The sequence below is a fragment of the Psychrobacter sp. S1-30-MNA-CIBAN-0213 genome, from assembly GCF_040309845.1.
GTDB lineage: Bacteria > Pseudomonadota > Gammaproteobacteria > Pseudomonadales > Moraxellaceae > Psychrobacter.
In genome coordinates this window covers 257744-274983 of record NZ_JBEOPE010000003.1, presented here as the reverse complement: position 1 = coordinate 274983, position 17240 = coordinate 257744, and the positions used below count along the sequence as shown (strand labels likewise).

At 42.5% G+C, this 17240-nt stretch carries 17 protein-coding genes; 7 read left to right on the top strand and 10 right to left on the bottom strand.

Annotated features, from left to right (window positions below; all coding sequences use genetic code 11):
- Positions 1-80: 80 nt before the first annotated feature.
- Both AAEY87_RS04635 and AAEY87_RS04630 read right to left on the bottom strand, forming a co-directional pair.
- The gene (locus AAEY87_RS04635) at positions 81-1544 is read right to left on the bottom strand and encodes a GGDEF domain-containing protein (protein ID WP_350656117.1); all 1464 of its coding nucleotides are present in this window, start codon (positions 1542-1544) and stop codon (positions 81-83) included.
- Between the two features lie 375 nt (positions 1545-1919).
- Positions 1920-2804, bottom strand: a complete 885-nt coding sequence (locus AAEY87_RS04630; RefSeq protein ID WP_068037449.1) for a PHP domain-containing protein — start codon at positions 2802-2804, stop codon at positions 1920-1922.
- A 308-nt stretch (positions 2805-3112) separates the two neighbouring features.
- Between AAEY87_RS04630 and ispZ the strand changes: the two genes are divergently transcribed.
- From ispZ to AAEY87_RS04600, 6 genes are all read left to right on the top strand, one after another.
- Entirely contained in the window at positions 3113-3664 is a 552-nt protein-coding gene (gene ispZ / locus AAEY87_RS04625) for a septation protein IspZ (RefSeq protein WP_068037451.1), read from the top strand.
- Between the two features lie 195 nt (positions 3665-3859).
- Complete coding sequence (locus AAEY87_RS04620; protein ID WP_068037454.1) at positions 3860-4189, top strand: YciI family protein; 330 nt, start codon at positions 3860-3862, stop codon at positions 4187-4189.
- Positions 4186-4599, top strand: a complete 414-nt coding sequence (locus tag AAEY87_RS04615) for a hypothetical protein (protein ID WP_350656115.1) — start codon at positions 4186-4188, stop codon at positions 4597-4599. Before AAEY87_RS04620 ends, AAEY87_RS04615 begins: the two co-directional genes overlap by 4 nt.
- A gap of 124 nt (positions 4600-4723) precedes the next feature.
- Positions 4724-6760, top strand: coding sequence for an FAD-dependent 5-carboxymethylaminomethyl-2-thiouridine(34) oxidoreductase MnmC1 (gene mnmC1, locus AAEY87_RS04610; protein WP_350656114.1), 2037 nt, complete (start codon positions 4724-4726; stop codon positions 6758-6760).
- 213 nt (positions 6761-6973) lie between these two features.
- A complete protein-coding gene (locus AAEY87_RS04605) occupies positions 6974-7411 on the top strand; it encodes a secondary thiamine-phosphate synthase enzyme YjbQ (RefSeq protein ID WP_350656113.1) in 438 nt (145 codons plus the stop codon).
- An 84-nt stretch (positions 7412-7495) separates the two neighbouring features.
- Entirely contained in the window at positions 7496-8119 is a 624-nt protein-coding gene (locus AAEY87_RS04600; RefSeq protein WP_350656112.1) for a hypothetical protein, read from the top strand.
- 104 nt (positions 8120-8223) lie between these two features.
- Here the strand turns inward: AAEY87_RS04600 and AAEY87_RS04595 are convergent, their stop codons facing one another.
- The 7 genes from AAEY87_RS04595 to ffh form a co-directional block, all read right to left on the bottom strand.
- The gene (locus AAEY87_RS04595; protein WP_350656207.1) at positions 8224-8829 is read right to left on the bottom strand and encodes a DUF4112 domain-containing protein; all 606 of its coding nucleotides are present in this window, start codon (positions 8827-8829) and stop codon (positions 8224-8226) included.
- 49 nt (positions 8830-8878) lie between these two features.
- Positions 8879-9817 carry a 4-hydroxybenzoate octaprenyltransferase gene (gene ubiA, locus AAEY87_RS04590; protein ID WP_350656110.1) on the bottom strand — a complete coding sequence of 313 codons (939 nt, stop codon included), beginning with the start codon at positions 9815-9817 and terminating at the stop codon, positions 8879-8881.
- Positions 9818-9904: 87 nt separating this feature from the next.
- On the bottom strand, positions 9905-10144 hold the full coding sequence (locus tag AAEY87_RS04585; RefSeq protein ID WP_350656109.1) for a hypothetical protein: 240 nt from the start codon (positions 10142-10144) through the stop codon (positions 9905-9907).
- 59 nt (positions 10145-10203) lie between these two features.
- Entirely contained in the window at positions 10204-11103 is a 900-nt protein-coding gene (locus tag AAEY87_RS04580) for a class I SAM-dependent methyltransferase (RefSeq protein ID WP_350656108.1), read from the bottom strand.
- 51 nt (positions 11104-11154) lie between these two features.
- A complete protein-coding gene (locus AAEY87_RS04575) occupies positions 11155-11997 on the bottom strand; it encodes an undecaprenyl-diphosphate phosphatase (RefSeq protein WP_068037476.1) in 843 nt (280 codons plus the stop codon).
- A gap of 139 nt (positions 11998-12136) precedes the next feature.
- On the bottom strand, positions 12137-12850 hold the full coding sequence (tsaB, locus tag AAEY87_RS04570) for a tRNA (adenosine(37)-N6)-threonylcarbamoyltransferase complex dimerization subunit type 1 TsaB (protein WP_350656107.1): 714 nt from the start codon (positions 12848-12850) through the stop codon (positions 12137-12139).
- A gap of 360 nt (positions 12851-13210) precedes the next feature.
- Complete coding sequence (gene ffh, locus AAEY87_RS04565; RefSeq protein ID WP_068329207.1) at positions 13211-14761, bottom strand: signal recognition particle protein; 1551 nt, start codon at positions 14759-14761, stop codon at positions 13211-13213.
- 490 nt (positions 14762-15251) lie between these two features.
- Between ffh and AAEY87_RS04560 the strand changes: the two genes are divergently transcribed.
- Complete coding sequence (locus tag AAEY87_RS04560; protein ID WP_502945446.1) at positions 15252-16043, top strand: cytochrome C assembly family protein; 792 nt, start codon at positions 15252-15254, stop codon at positions 16041-16043.
- 77 nt (positions 16044-16120) lie between these two features.
- On the opposite strand, the gene purU is transcribed toward AAEY87_RS04560, so the two are convergent.
- Entirely contained in the window at positions 16121-17050 is a 930-nt protein-coding gene (gene purU, locus AAEY87_RS04555; protein ID WP_502945445.1) for a formyltetrahydrofolate deformylase, read from the bottom strand.
- Between the last annotated feature and the right edge of the window lie 190 nt (positions 17051-17240).

The following is a 17240-nucleotide window of genomic DNA, read 5'->3' as shown; positions in this document are numbered from 1 at the left end:
TAATTGCGTAGTGCATGAAGGTCAAACAATCTTTATTAAACTGCGCTGTCATTAGCTGCTAGCCAATGGGGTAGCAGCTTTTAGGTGCAATAAAGGGGCTCAATATTACTATTTTCCGCTGCTAGCATCTCGTTGGCGCTAACGACTTGATTACGGCCACGATCTTTGGCTTCATATAAAGCTTTGTCTGCTATCCTAATTAAGCGCTGGCAAATATCACTTGGCAATTGCGCCTTTGGTAGCTCTGGAGCTTGTTTAGTCACCCGCTTACCTCTTCGCGACTTAACTATCTGCGACTTTGTTAGCTGCGGTGCGTGTTCTGTTGACTTTATAGAGGCATATCTTTGCTTAATGCATGTCCGCTCAGTATGAGTCAATGTATAGAGCCCTAGACTCGCCGTTATACTAAAGCTGAGACTATGATTTACTTGAATCACGTGATTGGCAATATCGCAACGCAATTGTTCCGCAATAGTCATCGCTAAATCGTGCGCCATATCAGGTAAGATAATTAGAAATTCTTCACCGCCATAACGGCTAACAATGTCTATATCAGCGAGTGTATCCATCAATATATTCGCAACTTCTTTTAATACTTGATCGCCGACTTCATGACCATAATTATCATTGATATATTTAAATAAATCTAAATCTAACAAGATGACGGTATAGTCCTGAGTATCTGTCAAATCTGCTAGCGTTTGCCGCATTTGGGTCAGACCATAGCGTCGATTCTTCAGTCCTGTCAGCTCGTCATGATTGGCATGCTGTATAATTTCTTTTTTACTGTTATCTAAGATTAATAATAGTGTACTAAATACATATACCATAAAAATAGCTTTGGGCAATGCCAAATACATGTGCGTTGCACGCCAAAAGAATACTGAAGAACGACGAATCTCGTTTATGCTATCCCAGCTAAGCGTACCATCTTGAAAAATAGTGGCTGCTATCGCATTTTCCATATTAGTCATCTCGGTATAAGTCTGATAACTATAAGTACCAAGCGGTAACGAAGTAATGGTGAGTTGACGCATACTGGGCAAATTCACGCCCAAATAAGGCAAAATAGCCACTAACATAATCAAGAATACTTGAATTAAGAATGCATACCAAATATAACGACGGCGTACCAGCATCATCGCCAGCATAGTACCGCCAACTAGCGACACTCCTGAGACCAAACTACTATGACCCATTACCAAAACGACAACTGCAATATATAAGCTATAGACAAAAATTAGTACGATTTGCCAATTATGTAGACGTTTATAGTCATTTTTAATATGCGATAAATGGCCTACCATCCACCAAAAAAACAATCCCATCAGCGTTATGGTTACCCATATTGGATATAATAGCGCCATATCTACATAGCTGCCAAAGGCATCTTGCCGTAACCATACAAGTAGACACCATAACCAATGCATTGTGACTTCCATCACAATGAACAAGGCTAACAATGATGCTCTATCCGCAGCTTGCCACTCAAAAATCATTTGGGAAAGTTTTTTGTAGCCTAGCCGATATATCGATGTAACCATATACGCGTTACCACGTGCACATTCAATCTGTCGTTAACACTAACCCAAACGGAATCGTTTGTTGATAGCCACTGACAGACTGATAGATAAGTTCAAAGCATTAAAAGCGTTGCGCCTTTATTACTATATTAGTATTAATCCTAGGATATGGCAGATGAGCATCTTATTGGTTTACTCTTTAAATGATTGATATGCTTTGTAATTTTTATCAAGCCATCCATCGACGCAGCACTATACTCGTTTTTGTGAATGTTATTCTTACTCGTATAATTCTGATATGTTTATTATTGAGTTTGACAACTTTCAAATAGTTTAGCAATACGATTGTTATAAAGGGTATCTATATACGATATATGGTTGATAATTGCTTCATAATTAATAACTAGTATTTTCAAAAAGTTGCCAGACTCCGAGCTGCTCAGTAGTCAGACTTGGCACATCACCCAAACGTCGCCATGGCATATTACTACCATGAAAGTCACTACCAATTGAAGCGACAAGCTCATGTTCAGCAATACTACGATCAACCATTTTTCGGGTGCTGATCGGCTCACTAGTCGCTGGTAACTCACAAGCATCACCGCCAAGCTGAGCAAACTCTTCGATAAGCTTACGTACTCGTGTAGCCGAAAGCTGATAACGCGTTGGATGCGCGAGCACTGCTTTACCGCCGCAAGCATGAATCAGCTCAATACCATCCGCCATACTCAGGGCATCAATCGCCACATAAGCGGATTTATTGTCGGCTAAATATTTATCGAAAGCCTTTTGTACGGTCTTAACTTCGCCACGCTCAAATAACACTTGCCCAATATGCGCACGCCCAACTGCTTGTGGATTGCCACCAGCTTTATCAAGTACGGCTTGCCAAAGCTCATCATAATCAATATCCAGCAGCTTACTGAGTTTTTCAGTGATACGCTGACCACGAGTTGCCCGGCTTTCTTGCAACTGCTGTAGAGTTTCGTGCATTTTTTCGCGATCTGTAAAATCGAGTCCAAGCACATGAATGATTTTATTGGTTGATTTATTCTTACCATAACCGCCGTTTAGCGTATGCTCACAGCTAATCTCAACGCCATTGATAAGCGTCATTCCATATGCAGTTGCTGCTGCTCTAGCTTCATCAATGCCTAGTAAAGTATCGTGATCAGTTAATGCCAGCACATCGACACCAGCTGCATGCGCGCGCTGCACTACATCTGCCGGTGCATAAGTGCCATCAGAACAGGTACTATGGCAATGTAAATCGAATTTCATAAAGTTGGCCTTAGGTTTTTAATACGGATATTGATGGATTAATTGGGAATAATTGAATGAATAATATAATTGATTCAATTTAAAAGATGTACAAGGCAACCGAGTGCAGATGTATAAGTGATACTTCAAACGAGGTTAACGCTGTAACTCTTTTATAGTGGATTGACTATAGCTAAATGGATGAATAGTAATGATACGTATTATGGCTTACGCCTATTATCGAATATGATTGTAGTGTTGTCTGCTTTTTTTTAGCGCAGTAGACGTGTAAACTACCCACTACGTTTTTGTTGGACATCCCACTTGTTATGAAAGCATTACTAGACTTCATTCCTCTGATTGCCTTTTTTATTACTGCCCGTCAGAGCGGTATTTTGGCAGCAGCAGGTGCCTTGCTGATTGCAACTATTATCATTTATGCGATTCATTTCGTGCGCCAAAAAGGTAAATTCGATAAGCAGCAATGGGTTGTATTACTATTAACCATTGTGTTTTGTGGTGGTACGCTACTGCTACGTGATGACATCTATCTACGTTGGAAATCACCAATTATCAACGGTATCTTTGCCTTAACGTTGTTTATTAGTGCGGCTATCAACAAGCCTCTAATGCAACTAGCGATGAAAGATGTGTTCACCCTAACGATGAGTGGCTGGAAAAAGCTAACTGTCGCATGGGCACTGTTCTTTGCCTTTATGGGCGTATTACATTATATCACGGCATTTACAATGTCTGATGAAGCATGGATTAACTTTAAAACCTATGGCTGGATTCCGATTATGTTGGTGTTCGTTGTCGCTCAATTTGCGGTATTAAAAAAGCATCTAAATCCAGCCTTAACTGACAAGTCTGCGAAATAAAGGTTAATAATAGTATCCTGCTTGCTTACTTCTATCAGCATTAAAAATAAAATATACTTTGGTATTCGTTATTTTATAATAAAAGTTAAATGGTTTCTAAATACCCATAGCGACAATAATTAATTGTTAATGATAAATCAGTATTGTTCTTACCGATTATAACTCTTTATTCTTACTACTTATTAAGGAAGGATTATGTCTTTATTTGCTATCATTGGTCATGATGTGGCCAACAGCGCAGCACAGCGTCAAATTACGCGTGCTGAACATGTTGAACGTTTACAAGCTTTAAGTCGCGAGCAACGCCTAGTTATTGCAGGGCCAACCCCTATTGAACATGGTAAAAGTGATATGTCAGGCAGTCTCATTATTGCAGATTTTGACTCACTTGAAGCAGCGCAGGCATGGGCAAGCGCAGAACCTTATCTACGTGATGGCGTGTACAGTCACGTTGATATCAAGCCTTTTATAAAAACGTTGCCAGCACCTACTAACGATATAGCAGATAAGGTAGTGCCATCGTGAGTCAGCGCTCATCTTTGTTAAAAAAATGTTATAAATATAGTCTTGCTAGCATCATTGTCATCACTGCGATATCAGCGCAAGCTGCCCCAACGATCACGAATACCGATCCGGCAGCAACGCCGCCTGCAACGAATCAAAATAACGCTAATCAATCAACGACACCAGCTAACAATACTTTAGCAGCACAACTACAGCCTTCAGATAAAGCATTATCCGATGCCAACCAAGCGCTACTCAGTCGCAATGCACAGCTACAAAGACAAGTTAATGACTTACAAACTCAAGTTAACGTCTTAGTCTATGAGAGCAAAGGTCAGTTGTTTTTATATGGTGCTTTCACGGTGTTGATTAGCTTATTGGTCGGTATTTTCGTCTCGTGGTTAGTGTTTGTGCGTCGTGAGCGCTGGTAGTATCAGCAGTTGTTATTGATAGACTCTATTCGATATTTCACGCCTACTAACCCTAACTATTTCCAAGCTTCTTCAATGTTTAAGCTTCTCTAATAGAGCCATCAACGCTCCTAAGAACGTTTTCATGCCTACCGCTCAAATCAAAAATGCTGAACCATCAAACGTCATTACTCCTGCCAATATTGACTGGCAAATGGATGATACAGGTAATATGGTGCCAGTGTCAGGTGAGTTTGAGGATGTTTACTTCTCACATGCTGATGGTCTAGCAGAGTCGCGTCATGTGTTTTTGGCACATAACCAGCTACCAGAGCGACTGGCAAACCTTGCACCAAAGCAATGCTTTACCATCGCTGAATTGGGTTTTGGTACTGGCCTTAATCTCTTGGCGACTTGGCAGCTCTGGCGACAACTGCGTGAAACGCATCCACAATTAGCGACTGCGAAACTGCATTTTATTACTACCGAAAAATTCCCGATACCGCTTGCAGATTTAACGCAGATACTGGCATTATGGGGACAGCGTGCGCCCGAGCTGACAGAGATAATTGAGCTATTTTTATCTGCCTATCCTCCTCTTATCGCGGGCTGTCATCGCTTGCATTTTTTCAATGATAATTTGACCGTTGATATATGGTTGGGCGATGCAGCTATCAGCTTAGCCAAATTAGCTTTGGATACGTCTACCAAGCCCGTGCCCTACATTGATGCATGGTTTTTAGATGGCTTTGCACCTTCTTGCAATAGTACCTTATGGGCTGAAAATATCTTTGCACAAATTCAGCGCCTGTCACGTTCAAAGACGACTGCAGCCACCTATAGCTGTGCCGGTATTGTCAAACGTGCGCTACAAAATTGTGGATTTGAGATTAAAAAAGTTAAAGGCTTTGGGCGTAAGCGTGAAATGCTAACGGCCATCATGACCGACCCTCTGCTACCTGATAGTAATAGTAGTAATGAAGGTTCTACAAAATCTGGCGATCAGAATCATACTGTCATCATTGGTGCTGGCGTTTCAGGGTTGCTAGCGGCATGGTCGCTAGCCAATCGCGGTATCAATGTCACACTACTGGATAAGTCAGCCCCTTTGGCGGGAGCATCAGGCAACCCTCGCGCCCTACTCGCACCCAAAATGACGCCTATCCATCACGTTGACGAACATTTGCATACCATAGGTTATCTCTATAGCAGCAGACTATATCGAAAGCTCAATGAAAAGGCTGCAAAGCAAAATACAGCGCCCGTACTTGAGTTAACTGGCGCTCTTGATCTACTTATGAAAGCCAATATCGGCACAGAACAAATTGCAAACTATCCCGACGACATGGCAACCACGCTATCGCTTGCGCAAGCACAAGAGGCTACTGGATTAAAAACGCAAGATTTATTAGAGAATTTGTACTTACCCCAATCTGGCTTGGTCAATCCTCAAGCATTAAAAAATATAATACTGACCCATCCGCTAATTCACTTTCAACACTTAGAAGTTAGCAGTATTAACGAGATGGAAAGCCATGTTTGTATTGAAGGCAGTAATCAGGATAAAGATATAATATCTATCATCGCCGATAACGTGGTGATTTGTGCCGCTTTTGAGAGCCATCAGTTAGATAAACGTATTTTTGATTGTCGTAAAATCCGCGGTCAGCTCTCTTGGTTTATTCCCTCAGCAGCACAATGGGCAAAACTGCCCAAACTTCCTCTCAAGTACGGTGGCTATTGCACCTCATTTAGCGGGCAAGCTGGTGACAGTAAGTTGAATGAGGTAGTAGAAGGCGAACAGTATTTATTACTAGGCGCAAGCTTTGTGCGCAATGATACAGACACTGATATTCGTAATGAAGAACACCAGATTAGCCGCGAAAAACTAGTCACTGCCATTCCTGAGATGGAATCGGTCATTCCAACAGATACCAGTCTGTGGCAGGGACGCGCAGGCATTCGCACCCAGACCCCTGATTATCATCCGATGGTTGGGCAGTTAGTCGGTAGTAAACGGATTTGGCCTATGAGTGCGATGGGCGCTAAAGGTTATGCGCTAGCGCCTATATGCGCTGAAACTTTGGCAGATATGATGCTAGGCTCGTTTGCACCATTGTCAGCGGCGATGCTTGCACGACTCTCGCCAAATCGCACGCGTTTGCAAACGCCGCTCAATTAAAGAACCTTGAAGTGAGTTTCGTCCTTCTTAAGGCATCGCTTTCAACGCCTACGAATATCTTGTAATATTAAGTATTGAAAGTAATTTTAATACCGTTCCCAAAAATCAGAGTATCAAGCAAAACGAGGTTAAGTAGTATGCCTTATGGGCTAAATGAGTTTGACACCGCTAAGTATATTTTTTGGGTTTGGTATAATAACGAGACATATTCAAATGGCTTACCAACAAACCACTCTTACATTGCCTGCCTATGCGCGCGGTATTCATATCATAACACCAATGATTGAAGATGCCATCGAGGCGCTAATAACTCATACATCTAAAGCAGGTCTAGTACACCTATTTTTACAGCATACTTCCGCCAGTCTCGCTATCAACGAAAATGCTGATTCAGATGTCAGATTAGATACCGAAGACTGGCTTAACAAAATAGCACCAGCCGACCAGCCAGAATATCGACATACGCTAGAAGGTTCAGACGATCTGCCAGCTCATTTTAAAAGTATAATGCTTGGGGTCAGCTTAACCGTTCCACTTATCAATGGCGCATTAGGACTAGGAATGTGGCAAGGTATTTACCTATGTGAGCATAGAGACAACCTCGAAAAATATGGCGGACAGCGAAAGCTAGTTATTACCGTAAGCACTTAGTCATATATTGTCATTCAATAGCAAATTACTGCTCACAGCTTACTATGCTTAAATAAACCCCTCTTGATGGATAACAACCTCATTATGAAAGCCCCTACTTTAGCTTTACTAAAATCCAAGTCCTACTTGCGTGTTTTTCCCGCCATTTTTTTTAGTGTGCTGATACTGACTGCCTGCCAAAGGACACCAGAACCTGAAGCAGCTAATGAGGCAAAAGCTGAAACAAACGTTCAAACTACGCCTGTTAATGATAGTCATGATAATGGGGCACCTATAGACAGCTCTCAAAACTCGGTTGATTCCATCACAGATTCAGAGCACGATGTTAACTTAAACGAGCTTGAAAACGATATCGAAACGGTAGAAATAGAACCAAATACTGCAGCCGCGACTCCTAATCCAGAACAAGCTATTAAAGGCGCGCAAATCACTGATGTCAGTTATAAAAGCGCGGCAGGTGAAAATTTATCTGTTGTCTTTGAAACGTCGGCAGCAGGCGTTTTAAATGCCATTGTGACCTTGCCTAGTAAACCAAAAATAACGCTAAGCGCGCCAGAAGGCCAAGGTAATAATCCTACATATCGCTCAAGCGATGGTAGTATTCAACTGGTCAGTCATGGCGGTGGTAGCAATATTGATTTTATTCAAAATAATAAAGTTACCAGCTTCGATGCTGTCAGTGCTGAAGCTGAAGTCATCACTGAGTAATTTATTAAAAGACAAATAGCTTAAGCTTCTTAAAAATAGTATTTTAAGCAATAAAAAAGGCGGCACATGTTACGATCGTGTGCCGCCTTTTTTATTGCTTTGGTTTAGCCAAGGCCAGTTGTTTGCCCAAACAGGCTGACCAGCCAGCTCATCACGGCCCACAATCCCCAAACAATAAATATCAAAACGACTAGCCCTAATATGTCAGGTATATGCAGATAGAGCCAAGCAACGATTGGATTACGCCAAAAGCGACTTTGCTGCTGCTTGTCTTCTAGTGATTGATGTAAAAATGGCCGATCCATATGCATGGTTTCAGTGATGCCATACTCATCTTGTAGGTGCTGATGTACGATGCCCAAGGTTTTACGACTAGGACGTATAAAGATATCCAGCAGCGTCCCGATTCCAGGTACGATGCCAACCACCATATCGATGAGCGCCAGTCTGACTGCTGGTGTCATTTTATGCGCTGGGACACCTAGCTGACGACCCAATACAAACGCATAGCTGGTCAACGCGAGTCCTGCCAAATCTCCTGCTAGCGGAATAGTCGATAGTGCCGCATCGGCGCCCATACCCTGTTTGGTAAACGGGATACGGACTAATGAATCCATGGTATTAGCAAACTTCGCCAATTTACGTTCGGTAGCGATGACTTGCTCGCGTGTTAACCCATGCTCAGCCAGCTTTGCTTGATAGTCTACCATAGGTTTATATGTCGGCTTTTTCGCTTTTAATCTCGAAAATTTATTTAATTTATCCATTAAAAGTCGTCCATATACAAGCAATTGCTATGAGAGCAAAGACGTAACGTCCTACCCATATATTGGCTAAAAACGCTTGAAAACATGCTAAAGCTTGACGACTGGCACAAGCACTGTTTTGCTTGGCAAACATCATTGCTACTAGCGCCAAACCAAATACTGGAGTGACACCTAACGTCGTCGGCGCAAAATAATGCCACATAACCACGCCCATAATGAGCAAGAACAACGTTTGTAGCAGCGAGATAATAACTACATCATAGCGACCAAATAATATCGCCGTTGACTTAACTCCAATCTTTAAATCGTCCTCACGGTCAGCCATGGCATACTGGGTATCGTAGGCTACTGTCCAGCACATGTAAGCTATAAACAACAGCCAACACCAGATATCAGGGGAGCCTTGCACTGCTACATAAGCCATCGGTATTGCCCAACCAAAAGCGGCGGCTAAAAACACTTGTGGCAAATGCGTAAAACGCTTCATAAACGGATAAATAAACGCCAGTATGACCGCGCCCAGCGACCAATAAAACACTTCAACGGGCAAGAAAAATAATAGACTGGCACTTAATAATACCAACAGCAAAAATGCAGCGATGGCTTCTTGAGCAGATAAGCGACCGTCTGCTAATGGGCGGCCTTTGGTACGGGTCACATGACCGTCTACTTTGCGATCGGCGAAGTCATTAATCGCACAACCTGCTGCCCGCATAAAAATCGCGCCCAGAGCAAATAACACAAATATCTTCAGACTTGGCAGACCTGCCGTTGCCCCTTGCTGCTGCGCTTGACCTATCGCTGCCAGCATTACGCCCCACAGCGTTGGCCATAGTAATAGCTCAATGCCTACTGGCTTATCAAAGCGCGTTAGCTGCATGTAGGCGTGTAGCTTTTCTTTGAAACTCAAAGCTGAGGGACTGTTGGTCATTAAATCATCTCTAAACATATAGCTTCTAAATATAACGGCTCTAAGTATCTATAGCCTCTAGATATACAACTTCTAAATATATAGCTTCTAAATATCTTGCCACATCCGATTTGCTTCTATCAGTGATATCTCAGGATATTGTTTACGTAAGGCTTTAATGGCGGCAACTTTCTCTTTATTTGCTGCTTGTTGACGCAAAAAGGTTAATTGCTCTTGTGGGTTGCTCAATTCTTTTAAACGCGCCTCTAACCTTAAAATTCGAGTACGCAGTATGATGTTTATCAATAATAGGCCTGCACCCATGGCCCAAATTATTAGCGTTGTCACTACGTGCTCCTGAGCCTATTGAATTTAAGCTTGTTAATTAGTTTGTTTTACATAGATAGCTAAATAAAATAACCATCAAAGCGTACTGCTTCATTATTCCAGCTTTCACTTGGTTGTTGATTAGCAAGTAACGGTGCAAACTGCGGCCGCTTCACGACCACGCGACCTTGTTTTTCACCATTTTGACTAACAACAGCTTGCGCACTTTGTAGCAATTGTCGTTCTTCTTCTGATGTTGGCGGGCTAGCTAATTGATGCAGTGCTTGCATATGCTTACCTACTTTAGCACCTTTACCTGTCTTGCTATCTTGGTAGCTATCCTCTGGAAACATTGGATCCAAATACACCACATCAATCATTTTGCTATCTGCAGTTACTGATTCAGCTTTTAGATCTGAAAAATAGCTGAGCGCATCGGTATTTATAATATGTAGACGCGTCATCAACTTTTGCCAATTCGGTAATGCACTCATCCGCTGCTGCTCTGCTAACAATAGCAATGCCATCAAGGGTTGCTGCTCAAGCATCGTTACTTGCGCGCCTGTACTGGCTAATATCAGACTATCATGACCGAATCCAGCGGTAGCATCGATGACCATGCTATCCGATGTGATTTTAGCAGCTTGTAATAACAGCTCAGATTTACGTCCAGCACTCACCACACGGCGTTGTAGCTTATCCCATTCCGGTGCCACACTCAGTCCATTACTAAGCCATGACAGCTTATTTTTTTCTTCTAACAATAAAATAGGCTGGGTAGATATCTGACTTAATTTCTGGCGACGTTTTTGATTGAGTTTTTCTGTAAATAGCTCGGTATTTAAAACGATTGGCAGTTCATGTTCAGTTATTAACGTCTGCAAGCTATCAATCTGCGCTTGCTGTGATTCGCTAACATAGAGTAGCTGGCAATGCACAAAGGCGGTAGCCTCTCTAAACTCTTGCTGCAAAGCGGTCATACCTGCCCTCCCTTTATGTTATCTGCAAACCTAGTAAAACAACGTGCAAATCTAGCCAGCCATCTGATAACCAAACAACCAAGACGCCAGTAATACCACCACCCCAGTAATAATGCGTAGCCACGCAAAAATCGTAAAATCACGGCGACTCACCCACGCGACTAACCAGCGAATACAAAGTAGCGCTACGATAAAGGACACTACTGTGCCTACGCCTAATACCAACCAATCCTCGCTACTGGTCAACACATCACCGTGTTTGAGCAAGTCCAACAAGGCTGCACCTACGATGACTGGGATACCCAAAAAGAATGAAAACTCTGCTGAAGCTTTACGCGAGACCCCAAGCCAAAGGGCACCAATAATAGTGGCCCCTGAGCGTGACGTACCTGGTATCAATGCTAAACACTGAAACAAACCAATCATTAGCGCCGTTTTTAAACTGACCTCTTCGGCTTCTGTAGCAATGATCGTCTTGGGACGTTTTTCCACGTAAAAGATCAGCAAACCACCAATGATTAGCATAATGGCGACAATCATAGGATTGAACAAATAAGTTTTGATTTCATCCGCAAAGGTGAAGCCAACGAGCATAACCGGAACAGTGGCAACGATCAGACTCAGTCCCAACTGCCTTGGATTGGTCATGCCTTCTGCTTTGCCCGTCAGCAGACCCATCAATGCTTGCCATAACCTGCCCCAATAATCATAAATGACCGCTAATATCGCACCTAGCTGAACCACAACAATGAACAAGTCAACTTTGTCTTTGGTCCAAAAGCCCATCAGATCAGCTGATAAGATTAGGTAACCAGTACTAGAGATGGGCAAAAACTCAGTGATACCTTCAACGATACCCATGATGACAGCTTGAATTAACAAGAGTATATCCACAATTATTTTCCTAAAAACAGACCTGTTGGCTGTCCTATATTGTCGTTGCTTTTATAAGGTTTGGCGCATGGTTAATACTACGCATCTAGCTATTATGAATGACGTTTACATTACTGTATTTAAATGACTATATTAAAAACTATGCTTTACCTTGTTCTTTTAACGTTTTCCACGCTTGGTTGCGCAGATACTTTGGTAGCGCATGCGCCGCATCGGTGCCGCCAGAAGTTATAAACTGAGCAATACCCAGTTGTCCAATCACTGTCGCATCCGGCCAAACATCGTCATGACATATTTGTCCATCATATAGTTTTAAGAGCAACGCGCCATTACCGGCAATAGGAATATCGAGTACTGTTTGGCTAACATAATCCAGCAGTTGCTCAGTGCTCTCTTCATCATTGACTAACACTGGCTGCATGACAGCATGATCTGATTGAGGATCTGATTGCTCGCTATCTTTTATTGCATATTGCCCAAAGTAAACTTGCTGCATACGTGCGTCAAGGGCGCTATATACTTGCGTTACACCATATTTTTGATATGCCCGCTGCGCAATCGCTTGCAGACTTGAGACTCCTACGCAAGGTAAATCATGTGCCACTGATAGCGCTTGTACCACCGCAGTATTAATACGAATACCGCTAAATGCACCTGGACCTCGATTAAATATTAATGCCTGCATGTCCGAAAGACTCAGTTTAGATTCAGACAGAGCTGCATCGATCATTGGTAAAATTTGTTGGGTCTGCTGGCGCTTACCAGTCTCGGTATGACTCGACAGTACTTGACCACTCGCATCTAAAATTGCGATTGAGCACTGATCGAACACGGTATCCATTGCTAAAAACATTGTAACCTCGGCTTATACTTTTGGCACTATAGCCAGTCCACTATAAAAGTGTTGCTGCGTTAACCTCGTTTGAAGTATGACATAACCATCGACACTCGGTTGCCCTGTCCCACTTTCAAAGTACCACTTTCAAATTGAATCGACTATATAAAAAATACGCCCTAATAAAATAGCGCCTATCATAACATTTAGGGTAAGCGATTTTTATCACTTTCTACGTTTTTCACACTTTATTCATGAGAAGACATATAAACATAGGTGTTCTAATAGGTGAGCTAAATAGCATCCATAAAAAAACCCAAAACTACTTTAGCTCTGGGTTTTTATTAGACTTATAGGGCTAACAAATTCAACTACTACTTAAAAGCGCGTTTTAAACTTTTTTGGCGCTTGGTTTTCCATCTCTTGCATCTGCTTTTGCATCTCTTCAGTGCTAGGCATATTATTAGGATCAAGTCCCATTTGCTTCGCCATTTGTTGTGGGTTCACATCTTTAGGACCGCCTTGCTGACCGCCGCCGCCAAATAAAGGACCACCGCCCCCAGCTCCGCCACCGCCGCCGCCCATTAACCCTTGCATAGACTTCATCATCTTACTGATGCCTTCAGGCTTGGAGATCATTTTCATCATTTTTGCCATTTGCTTGTGCTGCTTGAGCAAACGGTTGACGTCTTGGATCTCACGCCCTGAGCCTGCAGCAATACGACGCTTGCGACTAGGGTTAATCTTATCAGGATTCTGACGCTCAAATGGGGTCATAGAATTAATTAACGCTTCCATTTCACGGACTTTTTCTTCAGGTTTAGCGTCTTCGACAGCTTTTTGCATATCCGAACCGCCCATGCCTGGCATTTTATCAAGGAAGCCCGACATACCGCCCATATTTTTCATCTGCTGGAACTGAGTCAATAGATCCTCAAGGTCGAAGTCGCCGCCCTTTTGCATCTTTTTCGCCATTTTTTCGGCTTTATCACGGTCGATTTTTTGTTCGACTTCTTCAACCAGACTCAGTACGTCACCCATACCAAGAATACGCTGGGCAATACGCTCAGGATGGAATAGCTCTAAGGCGTCGAGTTTTTCACCGCGACCTAAGAACTTAATCGGCTTACCTGTGATAGCGCGTACAGAAAGCGCTGCACCGCCGCGAGCATCACCGTCAGTCTTAGTTAAGATAACACCCGTCAATGGCAACGCATCGTTAAAGGCTTTGGCAGTATTGGCTGCATCTTGACCTGTCATGGCATCAACCACAAACAGTGTCTCGGATGGATTAACCGCAGCGGTTAACGCCTTAATCTCATCCATCATGGTCTCATCGATAGCTAGACGACCCGCCGTATCAATAATCAAGATGTCTTGGTATTGAATTTTTGCTTCTTCGATAGCGCGTAGGGCGATATCAATTGGGTTCTCGTCGCTACTTGAGTTAACGAACTTGGCGTCAACTTGACCGGCTACTTGCTGAAGCTGCTGTATTGCCGCTGGACGATAGACGTCAGCTGAGACCAGCATGACCTTTTTCTTATGGCGCTCTTGTAGATATTTGGCCAGTTTACCTGCAGTGGTGGTTTTACCCGCACCTTGCAGACCCGCTAGCAGATATACCACAGGAGGCTTACCCGTCATTTCAAGCTGCTGATTAGCACTGCCCATCATTTCGGTCAGCTCATCGTGGACAATCTTTACAAACGCCTGACCTGGAGCTAATTCTTTTAGCACCTCAGCACCAAGCGCCTGCTCTTTAACGCGTTTCACAAAATCGCGAGTGACCGGTAGCGCCACGTCGGCTTCTAACAACGCCATACGCACTTCACGTAACGTGTCTTTGATATTGTCTTCAGTCAGTTGCCCCGTGCCGGCGATATTGCGTAGGCTCGACGATAGACGTTCTGTTAAGGTATCAAACATAAATAACTCTCAATTAAACAATTAAAATATTTTTATAAAAAGGCTTCTTGTCAAGGTATATGCAGTCAAAAAGCACTTTATTAAAGATGGATTAAACAAAATGATTTAGGGTATCGCACATTTACATCGAATATGATTTATCTAAAAATGATTGACTATCAATACTATAGCGTAATTTCCGCTAAGACTTTAGACGCATTTGGCTTTACTCTAATGGATTGACAGCCATAGTAATACGGTTAAACAAATACTGTTATATAAATACCGCTATATAAACTGTCATCTATTGAGTGGCTTATATAAACCTCTATAAATAGTTGGTGCCTCATAATGAATAACTATTTATGATCTTAGCATCTATGAATAATAATAGAGATGATTCTCAACTAGCCTTCATTTTATGATAGATTGGACGATTATTCTAATAATACCACTTTAGCGTTAAATTGAGCGGCGATTTTGCGCTCATTATGGGATGAGGCTTTTACCTGTGCACCTTGCGTTCATAATTGCTAGTATGGCTTATATAGCAGTCAGTATCCATATCAGTTGGGCGTTGACGAAGAGCAACCCTATTCATAAAGGCTTAAGCCTTGGCTTACTGGTCGTCGGTATGCTCGCACATGCCGCCCTATTATATCCGTATGTGGTTACGTTATATGGGCTAAATTTTAACTTATTTAACATAATCAGCCTAATTAGTCTGTTTTTCTTGTTTTTCTATGTACTCTTCTGTCTGTACCGTCCTATTCTTAGTCTAGGTATCCTAGCCGCACCGACTGCGCTTATTGGTATGACAGTGGGCTATGTTGGCCGCGCACCTTATCAGCCACTAACTGATGTCAGCATCGGTCTTGAAGCGCATATTCTATTATCACTTGCTGCCTACTGTGTGCTGCTGATGGCTGCAGTGCAAGCGCTATTTTTGCGTCTGCAAATTCGTGAGCTTAAGCATCATACCATCCATCGTTTTTGGGTCAATAAACTACCGCCTCTACAAAGTATGGAGAGCTTATTATTCGATATGATATTGGTAGGCTTTATACTACTCAGCATTGCGCTGGGAATTGGCTTTATCTATGTAGAAGACTTGATGGCGCAGCATATTGTGCATAAGACGGTATTTAGCATGTTATCTTGGTTGCTATTTGGCATACTGTTGATAGGCAATTGGCGCGCTGGCTGGCGTGGCAAACGTGCGGCTAATATTACTTTCTATGCCTTTATCTTATTAGCAATTGGCTTTGTCGGTAGCAAGTTTGTCTTAGAGCTAGTGTTATAGAGTGAGCCTCACAGTCGGTCAGCATAAATCATAAACGATATTGCTGACCGTAACGCTTATTTAATAAGATCTTCTCTCTAATTAAAGACCACTGTTTTATTGCCTGTCACAATGACTCGATTTTGCACATGCCAGTTCACTGCGCGTGCCAATACATTGCGCTCAATATCACGACCAATAGCACGTAATTCTACCACGCCCTGACGATGGGTCACACGGTGCACATCCTGCTCAATAATAGGGCCTTGATCGAGCTCTGCAGTGACGTAATGCGCAGTCGCACCGATAAGCTTAACGCCTTTGTCATACGCCTGACGATAAGGATCTGCTCCGACGAAAGCTGGTAAGAATGAATGATGAATATTGATAATCTGCATTGGCCAGCGTTCAATGAAATCAGACGATAGTATCTGCATATAGCGTGCTAATACTATTAAGTCGTTACCTGCCATCAATTCATCAACTCGCTCTTCCGCCTCAGGTTTATTATCCTTAGTTACCGGTACGTGATGAAAAGGTATACCGAAGTTTTCTACCGCTTGACGCAGATCTTCATGATTACTTACAACAGAAGTAATCTGGCAATCGAGCAACCCGCGTTGATGACGCCATAACAAATCTAATAATGCATGATCAAACTTCGATACCAAGATACCGACTTTAGTCTTAATCGCATTGTCATGTAGACGCCAAGTCATGTTATGACGCTTGGCAACGGTATGCGCAAAGCTGGCTTCAAAGTTATCAATAATTTCGCTTAACCCTGCTAGCGCAAACTCCAGACGCATAAAATACTGCCCACCTTCATGTGCAGTTGAATACTGATCGAGAGTGATAATATTGCCGCCATAGCGATGAATAAATTCTGATACCGCCTGCACAATACCGGCTTGATCGCGGCATTTGATTAAAAGTGTTGCAGTATCGATAGCAGTAGTAATAGGCAGCACTTTAGATGCCACTTGAGGTGAGGTTTTTGATGAAGTATTCGTTTCAGTGTCTGACATAATGCATCCAATTTAAGAAGAAAAACTTTCTACCACTAAGTATTAAAGCCCAGCTTAAAAATCAGCGTTAGCATAGGAATTGGTTATTTTAATCGTTTTTGCAATGTTTTGCTTACTGAGTTGGTTTTTTTTGGTTATTTATATTACCAATACAAAAACCCCCAACACGAGGGTTGGGGGTTCGTTCTAA

Coding starts and splice junctions, on each gene's coding strand:
- AAEY87_RS04635 (WP_350656117.1), bottom strand. CDS start 1,544: ATGGTTACATCGATATATCGGCTAGGCTACAAAAAACTTTCCCAAATG.
- AAEY87_RS04630 (WP_068037449.1), bottom strand. CDS start 2,804: ATGAAATTCGATTTACATTGCCATAGTACCTGTTCTGATGGCACTTAT.
- ispZ (WP_068037451.1), top strand. CDS start 3,113: ATGAAAGCATTACTAGACTTCATTCCTCTGATTGCCTTTTTTATTACT.
- AAEY87_RS04620 (WP_068037454.1), top strand. CDS start 3,860: ATGTCTTTATTTGCTATCATTGGTCATGATGTGGCCAACAGCGCAGCA.
- mnmC1 (WP_350656114.1), top strand. CDS start 4,724: ATGCCTACCGCTCAAATCAAAAATGCTGAACCATCAAACGTCATTACT.
- AAEY87_RS04605 (WP_350656113.1), top strand. CDS start 6,974: ATGGCTTACCAACAAACCACTCTTACATTGCCTGCCTATGCGCGCGGT.
- AAEY87_RS04600 (WP_350656112.1), top strand. CDS start 7,496: ATGAAAGCCCCTACTTTAGCTTTACTAAAATCCAAGTCCTACTTGCGT.
- AAEY87_RS04595 (WP_350656207.1), bottom strand. CDS start 8,829: ATGGTAGACTATCAAGCAAAGCTGGCTGAGCATGGGTTAACACGCGAG.
- ubiA (WP_350656110.1), bottom strand. CDS start 9,817: ATGACCAACAGTCCCTCAGCTTTGAGTTTCAAAGAAAAGCTACACGCC.
- AAEY87_RS04580 (WP_350656108.1), bottom strand. CDS start 11,103: ATGACCGCTTTGCAGCAAGAGTTTAGAGAGGCTACCGCCTTTGTGCAT.
- tsaB (WP_350656107.1), bottom strand. CDS start 12,850: ATGTTTTTAGCAATGGATACCGTGTTCGATCAGTGCTCAATCGCAATT.
- ffh (WP_068329207.1), bottom strand. CDS start 14,761: ATGTTTGATACCTTAACAGAACGTCTATCGTCGAGCCTACGCAATATC.
- purU (WP_502945445.1), bottom strand. CDS start 17,050: ATGTCAGACACTGAAACGAATACTTCATCAAAAACCTCACCTCAAGTG.